Below are 14,765 nucleotides of genomic sequence, written 5' to 3' on the forward strand. Positions count from 1 at the left end.
CCATGTCCGGGCCGAACAAGAGCTACGACCCCGTCCAGGTCGCACCGCTGCACGCCGAGCAGGTCGAGGCCATGGTGGCCGAGGCGCTGGCGGCCTTCGCCGCGGCCACGACGGTGGCCGAGCTCAAGGAGGCCCGGCTGGCGCACGCCGCCGAGCGCTCGCCCATCGCCCTGGCGAACCGGGAGATCGGCGCGCTGCCGCCGCAGGCCCGCAAGGACGCGGGGGCCCGGGTCGGCAAGGCCCGCGGGCAGATCAACGCCGCCGTGAAGGCGCGCGAGGCCGAGGTCTCGGCCGCCGAGCTCGAGCGGGCGCTGGTCGAGGAGCGGGTCGACGTGACCCTGCCCGTCCAGCCGCACCCGGTCGGCGCCGTGCACCCCATCACCGGCCTGATGGCCCTGGTCGAGGACGTCTTCGTCGCCATGGGCTGGGAGGTCGCCGAGGGCCCCGAGCTCGAGGCGGAGTGGCTCAACTTCGACGCGCTGAACTTCGTGCCCGACCACCCGGCGCGCACCCTGCAGGACACCTTCTTCGTGGAGCCGGCCGACGGCGGCCTCGTGCTGCGCACCCACACCTCGCCGGTCCAGGCCCGCACCATGCTCGACCGCGAGCCGCCGATCTACGTCATCTGCCCCGGCAAGGTCTACCGGGCCGACGAGTTCGACGCGACGCACGTCCCCGTCTTCCACCAGTTCGAGGGCCTCGTGGTGGACAAGGGCATCACCCTGGGTCACCTGCGCGGCACCCTCGACCACTTCGCCAAGGCCATGTTCGGCGACACCCGGACCCGGATCCGCCCGCACTACTTCCCCTTCACCGAGCCGTCGGCCGAGGTCGACCTGCAGTGCTTCGTCTGCCACGGCGACTCCGTCGGCCACCCGGAGCGTCCCTGCCGCACCTGCAAGAGCGAGGGCTGGATCGAGTGGGGCGGCTGCGGCATCGTCAACCCGCGCGTGCTGGCCGCCTGCGGCATCGACAGCGACGTCTACTCCGGCTTCGCCTTCGGCATGGGCGTGGAGCGCACGCTGATGTTCCGCAACGACGCCGCCGACATGCGCGACATGGTCGAGGGCGACGTGCGGTTCAGCCGCTCCCTGCTGGGAGTGGCCCGATGACGGCCGTCCCCGGCACCACCGCCGCCCCGCCCCGCACCCACAACGACACCCGGGAGACCGCCTCATGAAGGCCCCGCTCAGCTGGCTGGCCGAGTACGCCGCCCTGCCCGCCGACCTCGACGGCCGCGCGCTGGCCGAGGCCTACGTCCGCGCCGGCCTCGAGGTCGAGGCCGTCGAGCAGGCGGGTGCCGACGTCACCGGCCCGCTCGTCGTCGGCCGGGTGCTCTCGGCCGAGCCCGAGCAGCACAAGAACGGCAAGACCATCAACTGGTGCCGTGTCGACGTGGGCGACCACAACGACCCCGCCGACGGCGAGCAGCCGGCCTCCCGTGGCATCGTCTGCGGCGCGCACAACTTCGGCGCCGGCGACCTCGTCGTCGTCGCCCTGCCGGGCGTCGTGCTCCCCGGGGACTTCGCGATCGCGGCCCGCAAGACCTACGGCCACGTCTCCGACGGGATGATCTGCTCGGCCCGCGAGCTGGGCCTGGGTGAGGACCACGACGGCATCATCGTGCTGGAGGACGCCGACCTGGTGCCCGGCGCCGACGCCGCCGAGGTGCTGCACCTGCGCGAGACCGTCCTCGACCTCGACGTCACCCCCGACCGCGGGTACTGCCTCTCGCTGCGCGGGCTGGCGCGGGAGGCGGCGCAGGCCACCGGCACCACCTTCACCGACCCCGTCGACCGGCCCGTGCCCGCCGAGGTCGCCGACGGCCACCCGGTCCGCCGGGAGTCCGACGGCTGCCCGCTGTTCGTCGCCCTCACTGTGACCGGCATCGACCCCACCCGGCCGAGCCCGCGCTGGCTGGCCCGCCGCGTCCAGCTGGCCGGCATGCGGCCGATCTCGCTGGCCGTCGACATCACCAACTACGTGATGCTCGAGACCGGGCAGCCGCTGCACGCCTACGACGCCGACCGGCTGGCCGGCGCCCTCGTCGCGCGGCAGGCGACGCCGGGGGAGCGGCTGACCACCCTCGACGACGTCGAGCGCAGCCTCGACCCGGCCGACCTCGTGATCGCCGACGACTCCGGCGCGATCGGCCTCGCCGGCGTGATGGGCGGCGCGTCCAGCGAGCTGTCGGCGTCCACGACGTCGGTGGTGCTGGAGGCGGCGCACTTCGACGCCCTGACCCTCGCCCGCACCTCGCGCCGGCACCGGCTGACGTCGGAGGCGTCCCGCCGCTTCGAGCGCGGCGTCGACCCGGGCGCGGCCTACGCCGCCGCCCACCGCGCCGCGGCGCTGCTGGTCGAGCTGGCCGGCGGCACCCTCGAGGCCGGGGAGACGGTCAGCGGCTCGGTCCCGCCGGGCGCGACCACCGTCCTCGACGCCGACCTCGCCCCGCGCGTCCTCGGCGTCGCGCTGACCACCGCGCAGGTTGTCGGCCACCTCGAGAGCGTCGGGGCCGCGGTCGTCGTCGACGGCGCGAGCCTGCGGGCCACCGCGCCGACCTGGCGCCCCGACCTCACCGACCCCTACGACTACGTCGAGGAGGTCGGCCGGCTGGTCGGCTACGACAACATCCCGCTGGCGGTGCCGCCGGCCCCTGTCGGCCGGGGCCTGACCCCGGAGCAGCGGGCCCGCCGCGCCGTCACCGCGGCGGCCGCCGGCGCCGGCTTCGTCGAGGTGCTGAGCTTCCCCTTCACCGCGGCCGAGGACCTGGACCGGATGGGGGTGCCGGCCGACGACCGCCGGCGTCGGCTCACCCGCGTCCTCAACCCGCTGGCCGAGACGAGCCCGTACCTGCGGACGTCGGTCCTGCCCGGTCTCTTCGCCGCCGTCACCCGCAACACCAGCCGGGGCAACGACGACCTGGCCCTCTTCGAGACCGGTGCGGTGTTCTTCGCCCCGGAGCCCCGGACGGCGGCTCCGCGGCCGTCGGTCAGCGGGCGGCCCTCCGCGGCCGACCTGGAGGCGATGGACGAGGCGCTCGGCGACCAGCCGCGGCACCTCGCCGCCGTGCTGACCGGCGCCTGGCGCCGGCCCGGCTGGGACACCCCGGGCGAGCGCGCGGGCTGGACCCACGCCCTGGCCCTCGCCGACCTCGTCGGGGCGACGGTGGGCCTGCAGCTCGAGCGCCGGGCCGCCGACGTCGCCCCCTGGCACCCCGGGCGCTGCGCCGCCGTCGTGCTGCCCGGGACCGACGTCGTCCTCGGGCACGCGGGCGAGCTGCACCCGAGCGTCATCGCCGCCTTCGGCCTGCCGCCGCGCACCGCAGCCCTCGAGATCGACCTCGACGTCCTCGTCGCCGGGGCGCCGGCGGTGGGCCGGATCGTCCCGCTGTCCTCGCACCCGGTGGCCAAGGAGGACGTCGCCCTCGTCGTCGACGCCTCGGTGCCGGCCGCCGACGTCGCCGCGGCGCTGGAGGCCGGCGCGGGGGAGCTGCTCGAGTCGGTGCAGCTGTTCGACATCTACACGGGCCCGCAGATCGGCGAGGGACGCAAGTCCCTCGCCTTCGCCCTGCGCTTCCGGGCGGCCGACCGCACGCTGACCGACGCCGAGACCGGCGCCGCCCGGGACGCGGCCGTGGCGCGCGCGGCGCAGGACACCGGGGCGGTCCAGCGGACCGAGTGAGGCGCGACCGCCCGGCGCCGGTCCGCCGAGCGGGTCCACCCCACCCCGATGTGACATAGCCATGCGAGACCTGGCATAGTCATGCAGGTGACGGTGAAGGTGGCGGTGGCGGGAGCCACGGGGTACGCCGGGGGCGAGCTGCTCCGGCTGCTGCTCGGGCACCCCGAGGTCGAGATCGGTGCGCTGACGGCGGGCTCCAGCGCGGGCACCCCGCTGGGGGACGCGCAGCCGCACCTGGTGGCGCTGGCCGACCTGACGGTCGTCGCGACGACGACGGAGAACCTGGCCGACCACGACGTCGTCTTCCTCGCCCTGCCGCACGGCGCCTCGGCCGCGGTCGCCGAGGCGCTCGACCCGGAGACGCTGGTCGTCGACTGCGGCGCGGACTTCCGGCTCACCGACCCGGCCGCCTGGGAGCGGTTCTACGGCTCCCCGCACGCCGGCAGCTGGCCCTACGGGCTCCCCGAGCTGCCCGGTCAGCGGGCGGTTCTCGCCGGTGCCCGGCGGATCGCCGTCCCCGGCTGCTACCCCACCAGTGCCACGCTCGCCCTGCTGCCCGCCATCCACCACGGGCTGACCGACGCGCGGGACACCGTCGTCGTCGCCGCCAGCGGTCCCTCCGGGGCGGGCAGGTCGCTCAAGCCGCACCTGCTGGGCGCGGAGCTGATGGGTTCGGCCAGCGCCTACGGGGTCGGCGGCACCCACCGGCACGTGCCGGAGATGCTGCAGAACTTCGGGGTCTGCGGCGCCGCCGACCCCTCGGTCTCGTTCACCCCCGTCCTGGTGCCCATGTCGCGGGGCATCCTCGCGACCTGCACCGCCCCGCTGGCCGACGGCGCCGACCTCGCCGCCGTGCGGGCCGCCTACGCCGCCGACTACGACGACGAGCCGTTCGTGCACGTGCTGGCCGAGGGCCGGTGGCCGCAGACCCAGTCGGTGCTGGGGGCCAACGCGGTGCACCTGCAGGTCGCCGTCGACGAGGCCGCCGGCCGGCTGGTCGCCGTCGCCGCGCTCGACAACCTCACCAAGGGCACCGCCGGCGGCGCCGTCCAGTGCATGAACCTCGCGCTCGGGCTGCCCGAGACCACCGGTCTGAGCACCGCGGGGGTCGCCCCGTGACCGCCTGGGAGCTGACCCGGCACGACGTCGAGCTGGGCCAGGCGCAGCTGCCCGCCCACGCCGCCGTCCCGCGCTGGGCCCTCGACGACGCCTACCCCGCGCCCTACTGGAGCGTCACCCGGACCGCTGACGAGCTGTCGGTGGTCTGCGCCTGGGAGGCGCTGCCCGGCACCGTGACCGCCGTCGGCCCCTTCGTGGCCTTCAGCGTCGACGGCCCGCTCGAGCACTCGCTCGTCGGCGTGCTCGCGGGCCTGCTGGAGCCGCTCGCCGCGGCCGGCGTCTCGATCCTCGCCGAGTCCACCTTCGACACCGACTGGGTGCTCGTGCCCAGCGCCCAGGCCGACGAGGCCGTCGCCGTGTGGGAGCAGGCCGGCCACACCATCAGCCCCGAGGAGGACGCATGAGCGTCACCGCCGCCGCCGGCTTCGTCGCCGGCGGGACCACCGCCGGGCTCAAGGCCAGCGGGAAGCCCGACCTCGCCCTGGTCGTCAACACCGGGCCCGAGCAGGTCGCCGCCGCCGTCTTCACCACCAACCGGGTCAAGGCCGCGCCCGTGCTGTGGTCCCAGCAGGTGCTGGCCGACGGCCGGCTGCGCGCCGTCGTGCTGAACTCCGGCGGCGCCAACGCCTGCACCGGCCCCGACGGCTTCGCCGACACCCACCGCACGGCCGAGCACGTGGCCGCCGCCCTCACCGCGGCCGACCCGGCCGCGCCGCCCGTCGGCGCGATCGACGTCGCCGTCTGCTCCACCGGGCTGATCGGGGAGCGGCTGCCGATGGACCGGCTCACCGCCGGCGTCGACGCCCTCGCCGGGGCCCTCACCGCCGACGGCGGGTCCGCCGCGGCGGAGGCCATCATGACCACCGACACCCGCGCCAAGCAGGTCAGCTACGTCGACGAGGGCTGGTCGGTCGGCGGGATGGCCAAGGGCGCCGGGATGCTCGCGCCCGGCCTGGCCACCATGCTCGTGGTGCTGACCACCGACGCGCTCGTGGACCCCGCGCTGCTGCCCGACCAGCTGGCCAGCGCCTGCCGGCGCAGCTTCGAGCGGGTCGACAGCGACGGCTGCATGTCCACCAACGACACCGTCATCCTCATGAGCAGCGGTGCCTCCGGCGTCCGGCCCGCCCCGGTCGACTTCCAGGCCGCCCTCGACGAGGCCTGCCGCGACCTCGCCCTGCAGCTGCTCGCCGACGCCGAGGGCGCCGCCCACGAGATCGCGGTCACCGTCACCCACGCGGCCACCGAGGACGACGCCGTCGAGGTCGCCCGCGCCGTCGCCCGCAGCAACCTGTTCAAGTGCGCCGTCTTCGGCGGCGACCCCAACTGGGGCCGGGTGCTGGCCGCGGTGGGCACCACGTCGGCGGCCTTCGAGCCCGACCGGCTCGACGTCTCCTTCAACGGCGTCAAGGTCTGCGTCGACGGCAGCATCGGCGAGCCGCGCGACCGCGTCGACCTCAGCGGGCGTTCGGTCGAGGTCAAGATCGACCTCCGCGCAGGGCCCCGCTCGGCCACCGTCTGGACCAACGACCTCACCTACGACTACGTGCGCGAGAACGCGGAGTACTCCACATGAGCGAGCTGCACCCGACCCCGCCGATGACCCTGGTCGAGAAGGCGTCGATCCTCACCGAGACCCTGCCCTGGCTGGAGACCTACGCCGGCAAGACCGTGGTGATCAAGTACGGCGGCAACGCGATGGTCGACGAGGAGCTCAAGCGCGCCTTCGCCCAGGACGTCGTGTTCATGAAGCGCTGCGGCATCCACCCGGTGGTCGTGCACGGCGGCGGACCGCAGATCTCCTCGATGCTCGGCCGGCTCGGCATCCCCTCGGAGTTCCGCGGCGGCCTGCGGGTCACCACCCCCGAGGCGATGAAGATCGTCCGGATGGTCATGGTGGGCCAGGTGGGCCGCGACCTCGTCGGGTTGATCAACAGCCACAGCACCGTCGCCGTCGGGCTCTCCGGCGAGGACGGCGGCCTGTTCACCGCCGAGCGGCGGGGCACCGTCGTCGACGGCGAGGAGGTGGACCTCGGCCTGGTCGGCGACGTCGTCGACGTCCGCACCGAGGCCGTCCAGGGCCTCATCGACTCCGGCAGCGTCCCGGTCGTCGCCGGGATCGCGCCCGACGTCCACGGCGTCGTGCACAACGTCAACGCCGACACCGCCGCGGCGGCGCTGGCCGTGGCGCTGCAGGCCGACCGGCTGGTCGTGCTGACCGACGTCGAGGGCCTCTACCGGGACTGGCCCGCCAGCACCGACGTCATCCAGGAGCTGTCGGCCTCGGAGCTGCGCGAGCTGATGCCCAGCCTCTCCTCGGGCATGGTGCCGAAGATGGAGGCCTGCCTGCGCGCGGTCGAGGGCGGCCTCACCCGCGCGACCGTCACCGACGGCCGGGTCCCGCACGCCCTGCTCCTGGAGATCTTCACCAACGCCGGGATCGGCACGATGGTCACCCAGGACGGCCTGGTCCGCCTGGGCAGCCGGGTGTTCCCGGCCTCGGAGCCCATCCCCCCGCACGAGTACGCCAACGGCGACTTCGGTTCCGCCGATCTCCCCACGCCCGGAGGGGCAGCATGAGCGACCTGACGATCCCCGCCGAGCTGGCCGGGGTGCCCAGCACCTCCAGCGCGGTCCTCGACCGCTACCAGCACGCGGTGATGAACACCTTCGGCCTGCCCAAGCGTGTCTTCGTCCGCGGCGAGGGCGCCTACGTCTGGGACGCCGAGGGACGCCGCTACCTCGACCTGCTGGCCGGGATCGCCGTCAACGCCCTCGGGCACGCCCACCCGACGGTGCTGTCCGCCGTCACCGGGCAGATCGCCACCCTGGGCCACGTCTCGAACTTCTTCGCCACCCCGGCGCAGGTCGCGCTGGCTGAGCGGCTGGCCGCGATGGTCGACCCGGACGGCCCCGGTGACGCCCGGGTGTTCTTCACCAACTCCGGCACCGAGGCCAACGAGGCCGCCTTCAAGCTCACCCGCATGACGGGCCGGACCAAGATCATCTCTACCGAGGGCGCCTTCCACGGCAGGAGCCTGGGGGCGCTGGCGATCACCCACAACCCGAAGTACCGGGCGCCCTTCGAGCCGCTGCCGGGCGACGTCGTCTTCGTGCCCTACGGGGACGCCGAGGCCCTGGCCGCCGCGGTCGACGACACCGTCGCCGCGGTGGTGCTGGAGCCGCTGCAGGGCGAGAACGGCATCGTCGAGCCCCCGCAGGGCTACCTGGCCCGGGCCCGCGAGCTCTGCGACGCCGCCGGCGCGCTGCTCTGGGTCGACGAGGTGCAGACGGGCATGGGCCGCACGGGCGCCTGGCTCGCCCACGTCGCCGAGGGCGTCCGCGCCGACGTCGTCACGATGGCCAAGGGGCTGGGCAACGGCTTCCCCGTCGGCGCCTGCATCGCCCGCGGCCGGGCCGCGTCGATGCTGCAGCCGGGCAGCCACGGCAGCACCTTCGGCGGCAACCCCGTCGCCGCCATCGCGGGCCTCGCCGTCATCGCGGTCATCGAGCGCGACGGGCTGCTGGAGCACGCGACGGCGATGGGGCAGCACCTGGCCTCCACGGTCACCGCGCTCGGCCACCCGCTGGTCGCGGGCGTCCGCGGCCGCGGCCTGCTGCGGGGCATCGTGCTCACCGAGCCGGTCGCCGCCGCGGTCAGCGACGCCGCCCTGGACGCCGGCTTCGTCGTCAACGCGCCCCGGCCCGACGTGCTGCGGCTCGCGCCGCCGCTGATCACCACCGCGGCCCAGCTGGACACCTTCACCGCCGCCCTGCCGGGGCTGCTCGACGCCAGCCGGGGGGTGGCGGCATGACCGGCACCCTGCGGCACTTCCTGGCCGACGACGACCTCACCCCCGCCGAGCAGGCGACGGCGCTGGACCTGGCCGCGGCGCTCAAGGCCGAGCCGTACCGCCTCAAGCCCTTCGCCGGGCCGCAGAGCGTGGCCGTGCTGTTCGACAAGCCGACGCTGCGCACCCAGGCCTCCTTCGCCGCCGGCGTGGCCGAGCTGGGCGGGTTCCCGATGGTCGTCGACGCGCGTCTCGCCGGCGTCGGGGTCCGCGAGTCGGTGGCCGACGTCGCCCGGGTGCTCGGCCGGCAGGCGTCCGCCGTCGTCTGGCGCACGTTCGCCCAGGCGGACCTGGAGACGATGGCCGCGCACGCCGGCGTCCCGGTGGTCAACGCGCTGACCGACGACTTCCACCCGTGCCAGATCCTCGCCGACCTGCTGACGGTGCGGGAGCACCGCGGCCGGCTGGCCGGTCAGACGCTGGCCTACGTCGGCGACGGCGCCAACAACATGGCGGCCTCCTACCTGCTGGGCGGGGCGACCGCCGGCCTGCACGTGCGCGTCGGCGCCCCGGCCGGGTTCCAGCCGCTCGCCGACGTCGTGGCCCGCGCGGCCGCGGTCGCCGCCACCACGGGCGGCAGCGTCGCGGTGCTCGACGACCCGGTCGCCGCCGTCGCCGGCGCCGACGTCGTCGCCACCGACACCTGGGTCTCGATGGGGCAGGAGGGCGACGGGGTCGACCGGACCGCGGTCTTCCGCCCGTACAGCCTCACGGCGGCGCTGCTGGCCCACGCCGCCCCGGACGCGCTGGTCCTGCACTGCCTGCCCGCCTACCGCGGCCAGGAGATCGACGCCGCCGTGATCGACGGCCCGCAGTCGGTCGTCTGGGACGAGGCGGAGAACCGCCGGCACGTGCAGAAGGCGGTCCTCGTCCTGCTGGCGGGCTGGGCGGCGGGGGAGGACGCGTGACCATGACCGCCGCCGGCCCGCTGACCAAGACCGCCCGCCACGCGCGGATCATCGCCCTGCTGGGTGCCCACCAGGTCCGCTCGCAGACCGAGCTGGCCGAGCTGCTCGCCGCCGAGGGCGTCCAGGTCACCCAGGGCACCCTGTCCCGCGACCTCGTCGAGGTCGGCGCGCTCCGGGTGCGCGGGGCGGGCGGCCACCTGGTCTACGCCGTCCCCGGCGACGGCGGCGACCGCACCCCCCACGTCGGGGAGTTCGCCACCTTCGAGGCCCGGCTGACCCGGCTGTGCGGCGAGGTGCTCGTCTCGGCGGAGCCCTCGGCCAACCTCGTCGTCCTCCGGACGCCTCCCGGTGCCGCCCAGTACTTCGCCTCGGCCATCGACCGCGTCGGCTGGGAGTCCATCCTGGGCACCATCGCCGGCGACGACACCATCCTGCTCATCACCCGCAGCCCGGACGGCGGCGCCGCGCTCGCCGACCGGCTGCTCACCATGAGCCGTGGCGAGCGCACCGCGCCGTCCGGCACCCCTGTCCCGCAGCACCCCTCGAACGACAGCAAAGGAAAGAACCCGTGAGCGATCGGATCGTCCTCGCCTACTCCGGCGGCCTCGACACAAGCGTCTGCATCGGCTGGCTGGCCGAGGAGACCGGCCAGGAGGTCGTGGCCGTCGCCGTCGACGTCGGCCAGGGCGGGGAGGACATGGAGCTGATCCGCCAGCGCGCGCTCGACTGCGGCGCCGTCGAGTCGGTGGTCGTCGACGCCAAGGACGAGTTCGCCGAGGACTTCTGCCTGCCGGCGCTGCGCGCCAACGCGCTCTACATGGACCGCTACCCGCTGGTCAGCGCGCTCTCGCGGCCGCTCATCGTGCGGCACCTCGCCGAGGCCGCCCGCGCCCACGGCGCCACCGTGGTCTCCCACGGCTGCACCGGCAAGGGCAACGACCAGGTCCGCTTCGAGGTCGGCATCGCCAACCTCGCCCCCGAGCTCCGGGTGATCGCCCCCGTCCGCGACTACGCCTGGACGCGCGAGAAGGCCATCGCCTACGCCGAGGAGAAGGGGCTGCCGATCAACCAGAGCAAGAAGTCGCCCTACTCCATCGATCAGAACGTCTGGGGCCGGGCCGTCGAGACCGGGTTCCTCGAGGACATCTGGAACGGCCCGATCGAGGACGTCTACGACTACACCGCCGACCCGACGGTGCCCCGCGACGCCGACGAGGTGACGGTCACCTTCGAGGCCGGCGTGCCCGTCGCGATCGACGGCCAGAAGGTGTCGGTGCTGGAGGCCATCCAGCAGCTCAACACCCGGGCGGGCGCCCAGGGCGTCGGCCGGCTCGACATGGTGGAGGACCGGCTGGTGGGCATCAAGAGCCGCGAGGTCTACGAGGCCCCGGGCGCCATCGCGCTGATCACCGCGCACATGGAGCTGGAGAACGTGACCGTCGAGCGCGAGCTGGCCCGCTACAAGCGCGGCGTCGACCAGCGCTGGGGCGAGCTGGTCTACGACGGCCAGTGGTTCTCCCCGCTCAAGCGGGCGCTGGACACCTTCATCGACGAGGCGCAGTCCGCGGTCACCGGCGAGATCCGGATGACGCTGCACGGCGGCCGCGCGACGGTGACCGGGCGGCGCAGCGGCACCAGCCTGTACGACTTCAACCTCGCCACCTACGACGAGGGCGACAGCTTCGACCAGTCCCAGGCCCGCGGGTTCATCGAGATCTACGGGATGTCGAGCAAGCTCGCCGCCCGTCGTGACGACCTGTCGACCGCCCGCCCCGGCGGGACGCTGGGCTGAGCGGGATGGCGGAGCAGCACGAGGGCCGGCTCTGGGGCGGCCGGTTCGCGGGGGGTCCGGCCGAGGCGATGTTCGCACTCAGCCGGTCCACCCAGTTCGACTGGCGGCTGGCGCCCCACGACCTCGCCGGGTCGCGGGCGCACGCCCGGGCCCTGCACGCCGCCGGGCTGCTCACCGACGACGAGCTCGACGGCATGCTCGCCGGGCTCGACGCCCTGGGGGCCGACGTCGCCTCGGGTGCCTTCGGACCGGCCCCCACCGACGAGGACGTGCACGGGGCCCTCGAGCGGGGGCTGGTCGAGCGGGTGGGTCCCGAGCTGGGCGGCCGGCTGCGGGCGGGCCGCTCCCGCAACGACCAGATCGCGACGCTGATCCGGCTCTACCTGCGCGACAGCCTGCGCGGGGTGGCCGCCGAGGTGCTCGACGTCGTCGGCGCCCTGCAGGCCCAGGCCGAGCGGCACCTCGGCGTGCCCATGCCCGGGCGGACGCACCTGCAGCACGCGCAGCCGGTGCTGCTCTCCCACCACCTGCTGGCGCACGCCTGGCCGCTGCTCCGCGACGTCGACCGGCTGGTCGACCTCGACCGGCGGCTGGCGCTCAGCCCCTACGGCTCGGGCGCGCTGGCCGGGACCTCGCTCGGGCTCGACCCGGAGGCCGTCGCCGCCGAGCTGGGCTTCGCCGGCAGCGTGGCCAACTCCATCGACGGCACCGCGGCCCGCGACGTCGTGGCCGAGGCGTCCTGGGTGCTCGCCCAGGTGGGGGTGGACCTCTCCCGGCTCAGCGAGGACGTCATCCTCTGGTGCACCCACGAGTTCGGCTTCGCGACCCTCTCCGACGCCTGGTCGACCGGGTCGAGCATCATGCCGCAGAAGAAGAACCCGGACGTGGCCGAGCTGGCGCGGGGCAAGGCCGGCCGGCTGCTGGGCAACCTGACGGGGCTGCTGGCCACGCTCAAGGGGCTCCCGCTCGCCTACAACCGGGACCTGCAGGAGGACAAGGAGCCGGTCTTCGACTCCCTGGACCAGCTGCTGGTGCTGCTGCCCGCCGTGGCCGGGATGGTCTCGACGCTGACCTTCCACCCCGAGCGGCTGGCGGCGCTGGCCCCGCGCGGGTTCTCCCTCGCCACCGACGTGGCCGACTGGCTGGTCCGGGAGCGGGTGCCCTTCGCCCGGGCGCACCACGTGGCCGGTGCGACGGTCCGGTACTGCGAGGAGCGGGGGATCGAGCTCTCCGACCTCACGCCGGCGATGCTGCCCGAGATCTCGCCCGACCTCGGGCCGGGGGTGCTCGACGTGCTGACGGTGGCGGGATCGATCGACTCCCGGGACGGCCGGGGCGGGACCGCGACCCGGCGGGTGCGCGAGCAGCTCGCCGAGGTCGAGGCCGTCCGGGACCGGCTCGCCGACTGGGCCGCGGCGGCTCCGTCGGCGCGCTGAACGGGGCTGTCGGGGGACGGAACCCGGAGGTGGCGGCGGCCCGCACTCAGTAGGGTGGCTCCTCGTGACGAGCGCGGTGCTGGACGAGCTGAAGTGGCGGGGCCTGCTGGCCAACTCGACCGACGAGGAGGCCCTCGCGGCCGCGCTCGAGGCGGGACCCGTGACCTTCTACGTGGGCTTCGACCCGACGGCGCCCAGCCTGCACTTCGGCCACCTGGTCCAGCTGATCGTGGCCCGCCACCTCCAGGAGGCCGGCCACCGGCCGCTGATGCTGGTCGGCGGGTCGACGGGGCAGATCGGCGACCCGCGCGACTCGGGGGAGCGGACGCTCAACCCCAAGGAGGTCGTCGCTGGCTGGGTGGAGCGGATCCGCGGCCAGGTGGAGCAGTACCTCGACTTCGACGGACCCGCGGCCGCGACCGTGGTGAACAACCTCGACTGGACCGGGGAGATGTCGGTCCTGGACTTCCTGCGCGACATCGGCAAGCACTTCCCGGTCAACCGGATGCTGGCGCGCGACGTCGTCCGCAAACGGCTGGACGACGGCATCTCCTTCACCGAGTTCTCCTACGTCCTCCTGCAGTCCCTGGACTACCTGGAGCTGCACCGCCGGTACGGCTGCTCGCTGCAGTTCGGCGGCTCGGACCAGTGGGGGAACATCACCGCTGGTGTCGAGCTGGTCCGACGGGCCGACGACGCCCGGGTGCACGCCCTCGCGACCCCGCTGATGACCAAGGCCGACGGGACGAAGTTCGGCAAGACGGAGGGGGGAGCCGTCTGGCTGGACCCGGCCCTCACCTCGCCCTACGCGTTCCACCAGTTCTTCCTCAACGCGGAGGACGCCAAGGTCGTGGAGTACCTCAAGGTGTTCACCCGGCGCAGCCACGAGGAGATCGAGGAGCTGGCCCGGCAGACGGCGGAGCAGCCGCACCTCCGGGCGGCCCAGAAGGTGCTGGCCGACGACGTCACCGCGCTGGTGCACTCACCGCAGGAGCGGGACGCGGCGGTGGCGGCGGCTTCGGCCCTGTTCGGCCGGTCCGACCTGCGCGACCTCCCCGGTGCGGTGCTGGCCGGGGTGGTGGCTGAGCTGGGAGGGGCTGAGCTGCCGGCCGCCGACGGGATGCCGTCCGTGGTCGACGTCCTGAAGCGGAGCGGGGTGGTGGCCTCCCGGGGGGCGGCGCGACGCGCGATCACCGAGGGCGGGGCCTACATCAACAACGTCAAGGTGGCCGACGTGGACGCCGTGATCGGGGCCGACGACCTGCTCGACGGACGCTTCGTGATCGCCCGGCGGGGCAAGCGCACCGTGGGTGCGGTGACCCTCGTCGACGCGCCCTGACGGTCCGGCCCCTCCCTGTGAGGCAGACCACAGCCCGTCGATTTGAGGCGGGCCCGGTCGGCACGTAACGTAGTCCAAGCCCCACGGGATGCAGGACACCACGAGATCTGGTTCGCCAGGTCCGGTGGCCGACCGGGGGCCAACCTCCTCGGTCGTCGTCGTCCGGGTCTGGTCGCGCTCCTCGAGCCGTCGGATCCGGGTCGCCTGGCTGCCCCGAGGGGAGCACGACCCGGGCTCCGGAGCCGGATTTGACGCCAGCGTCACCTCCGCGTAACGTAGTCCAAGCCCTGAGGGTGCAGGACATCGGGAAAGATCCGGTGGCCGGCCACGAGGGACCAAAACCCAGATCGGCTTTGAAAGGGATCTGTCGGCCCACTTGGTGGCAGCTCCTGATGAATGTCGGGAAGGGATTTGGAGCAGGAAGTTCGGCCCGGAAGTCGATTTGACTCAAGGAAAGAGCCGCACTAAAGTATTACGAGTCGCCCCAAGCCGGGAAATGAAAAGTCCGGTGCGGTGTGTGAGCGAGTCTTGAGAACTTAACAGCGTGCTTAAAGTCAATGCCAAAATATGCACTATAGAAACCCGTGCCTGGCTGTGTCTGATGTTCGTCCTCATGTTGTGGGGGTGGGTGTTGGG

Annotated in this window: 12 protein-coding genes; all 12 read left to right on the forward strand. The window is 74.1% G+C overall.

Annotated elements, in window-relative coordinates:
* Positions 1-2: 2 nt before the first annotated feature.
* The 12 genes from pheS to tyrS all read left to right on the forward strand — a co-directional run bounded on the left by pheS (position 3) and on the right by tyrS (position 14,129).
* The gene (gene pheS, locus JOF54_RS18300; RefSeq protein WP_210058424.1) at positions 3-1,112 is read left to right on the forward strand and encodes a phenylalanine--tRNA ligase subunit alpha; all 1,110 of its coding nucleotides are present in this window, start codon (positions 3-5) and stop codon (positions 1,110-1,112) included.
* A gap of 64 nt (positions 1,113-1,176) precedes the next feature.
* Positions 1,177-3,684 carry a phenylalanine--tRNA ligase subunit beta gene (pheT, locus tag JOF54_RS18305; RefSeq protein WP_210058425.1) on the forward strand — a complete coding sequence of 836 codons (2,508 nt, stop codon included), beginning with the start codon at positions 1,177-1,179 and terminating at the stop codon, positions 3,682-3,684.
* An 81-nt stretch (positions 3,685-3,765) separates the two neighbouring features.
* The gene (gene argC / locus JOF54_RS18310) at positions 3,766-4,803 is read left to right on the forward strand and encodes an N-acetyl-gamma-glutamyl-phosphate reductase (RefSeq protein WP_210058426.1); all 1,038 of its coding nucleotides are present in this window, start codon (positions 3,766-3,768) and stop codon (positions 4,801-4,803) included.
* On the forward strand, positions 4,800-5,207 hold the full coding sequence (locus tag JOF54_RS22060) for an ACT domain-containing protein (protein ID WP_210058427.1): 408 nt from the start codon (positions 4,800-4,802) through the stop codon (positions 5,205-5,207). Before argC ends, JOF54_RS22060 begins: the two co-directional genes overlap by 4 nt.
* Positions 5,204-6,379 carry a bifunctional glutamate N-acetyltransferase/amino-acid acetyltransferase ArgJ gene (gene argJ / locus JOF54_RS18320; protein WP_210058429.1) on the forward strand — a complete coding sequence of 392 codons (1,176 nt, stop codon included), beginning with the start codon at positions 5,204-5,206 and terminating at the stop codon, positions 6,377-6,379. The genes JOF54_RS22060 and argJ overlap by 4 nt, the downstream gene beginning before the upstream one ends.
* Positions 6,376-7,383, forward strand: a complete 1,008-nt coding sequence (gene argB / locus JOF54_RS18325; RefSeq protein WP_210058431.1) for an acetylglutamate kinase — start codon at positions 6,376-6,378, stop codon at positions 7,381-7,383. The genes argJ and argB overlap by 4 nt, the downstream gene beginning before the upstream one ends.
* The gene (locus JOF54_RS18330; protein ID WP_210058433.1) at positions 7,380-8,618 is read left to right on the forward strand and encodes an acetylornithine transaminase; all 1,239 of its coding nucleotides are present in this window, start codon (positions 7,380-7,382) and stop codon (positions 8,616-8,618) included. The genes argB and JOF54_RS18330 overlap by 4 nt, the downstream gene beginning before the upstream one ends.
* On the forward strand, positions 8,615-9,562 hold the full coding sequence (argF, locus tag JOF54_RS18335) for an ornithine carbamoyltransferase (protein WP_210058435.1): 948 nt from the start codon (positions 8,615-8,617) through the stop codon (positions 9,560-9,562). Before JOF54_RS18330 ends, argF begins: the two co-directional genes overlap by 4 nt.
* A gap of 2 nt (positions 9,563-9,564) precedes the next feature.
* Positions 9,565-10,134: an arginine repressor gene (locus JOF54_RS18340; RefSeq protein ID WP_210059696.1), complete on the forward strand. Its 570-nt coding sequence runs from the start codon at positions 9,565-9,567 to the stop codon at positions 10,132-10,134.
* Positions 10,131-11,354, forward strand: a complete 1,224-nt coding sequence (locus JOF54_RS18345; protein ID WP_210058437.1) for an argininosuccinate synthase — start codon at positions 10,131-10,133, stop codon at positions 11,352-11,354. The genes JOF54_RS18340 and JOF54_RS18345 overlap by 4 nt, the downstream gene beginning before the upstream one ends.
* A gap of 5 nt (positions 11,355-11,359) precedes the next feature.
* The gene (gene argH / locus JOF54_RS18350; RefSeq protein ID WP_210058439.1) at positions 11,360-12,790 is read left to right on the forward strand and encodes an argininosuccinate lyase; all 1,431 of its coding nucleotides are present in this window, start codon (positions 11,360-11,362) and stop codon (positions 12,788-12,790) included.
* A gap of 64 nt (positions 12,791-12,854) precedes the next feature.
* The gene (gene tyrS, locus JOF54_RS18355) at positions 12,855-14,129 is read left to right on the forward strand and encodes a tyrosine--tRNA ligase (RefSeq protein WP_210058441.1); all 1,275 of its coding nucleotides are present in this window, start codon (positions 12,855-12,857) and stop codon (positions 14,127-14,129) included.
* Positions 14,130-14,765: the final 636 nt, after the last annotated feature.

It is taken from the genome of Microlunatus capsulatus (genome assembly GCF_017876495.1).
GTDB lineage: Bacteria > Actinomycetota > Actinomycetes > Propionibacteriales > Propionibacteriaceae > Microlunatus > Microlunatus capsulatus.

Bases quoted from the DNA above. Each gene is read 5' to 3' on its own strand.
- argJ (WP_210058429.1), top strand. From the start codon at position 5,204: ATGAGCGTCACCGCCGCCGCCGGCTTCGTCGCCGGCGGGACCACCGCC.
- argH (WP_210058439.1), top strand. From the start codon at position 11,360: ATGGCGGAGCAGCACGAGGGCCGGCTCTGGGGCGGCCGGTTCGCGGGG.
- argB (WP_210058431.1), top strand. From the start codon at position 6,376: ATGAGCGAGCTGCACCCGACCCCGCCGATGACCCTGGTCGAGAAGGCG.
- argF (WP_210058435.1), top strand. From the start codon at position 8,615: ATGACCGGCACCCTGCGGCACTTCCTGGCCGACGACGACCTCACCCCC.
- pheS (WP_210058424.1), top strand. From the start codon at position 3: ATGTCCGGGCCGAACAAGAGCTACGACCCCGTCCAGGTCGCACCGCTG.
- argC (WP_210058426.1), top strand. From the start codon at position 3,766: ATGCAGGTGACGGTGAAGGTGGCGGTGGCGGGAGCCACGGGGTACGCC.
- JOF54_RS18330 (WP_210058433.1), top strand. From the start codon at position 7,380: ATGAGCGACCTGACGATCCCCGCCGAGCTGGCCGGGGTGCCCAGCACC.
- JOF54_RS18340 (WP_210059696.1), top strand. From the start codon at position 9,565: ATGACCGCCGCCGGCCCGCTGACCAAGACCGCCCGCCACGCGCGGATC.
- pheT (WP_210058425.1), top strand. From the start codon at position 1,177: ATGAAGGCCCCGCTCAGCTGGCTGGCCGAGTACGCCGCCCTGCCCGCC.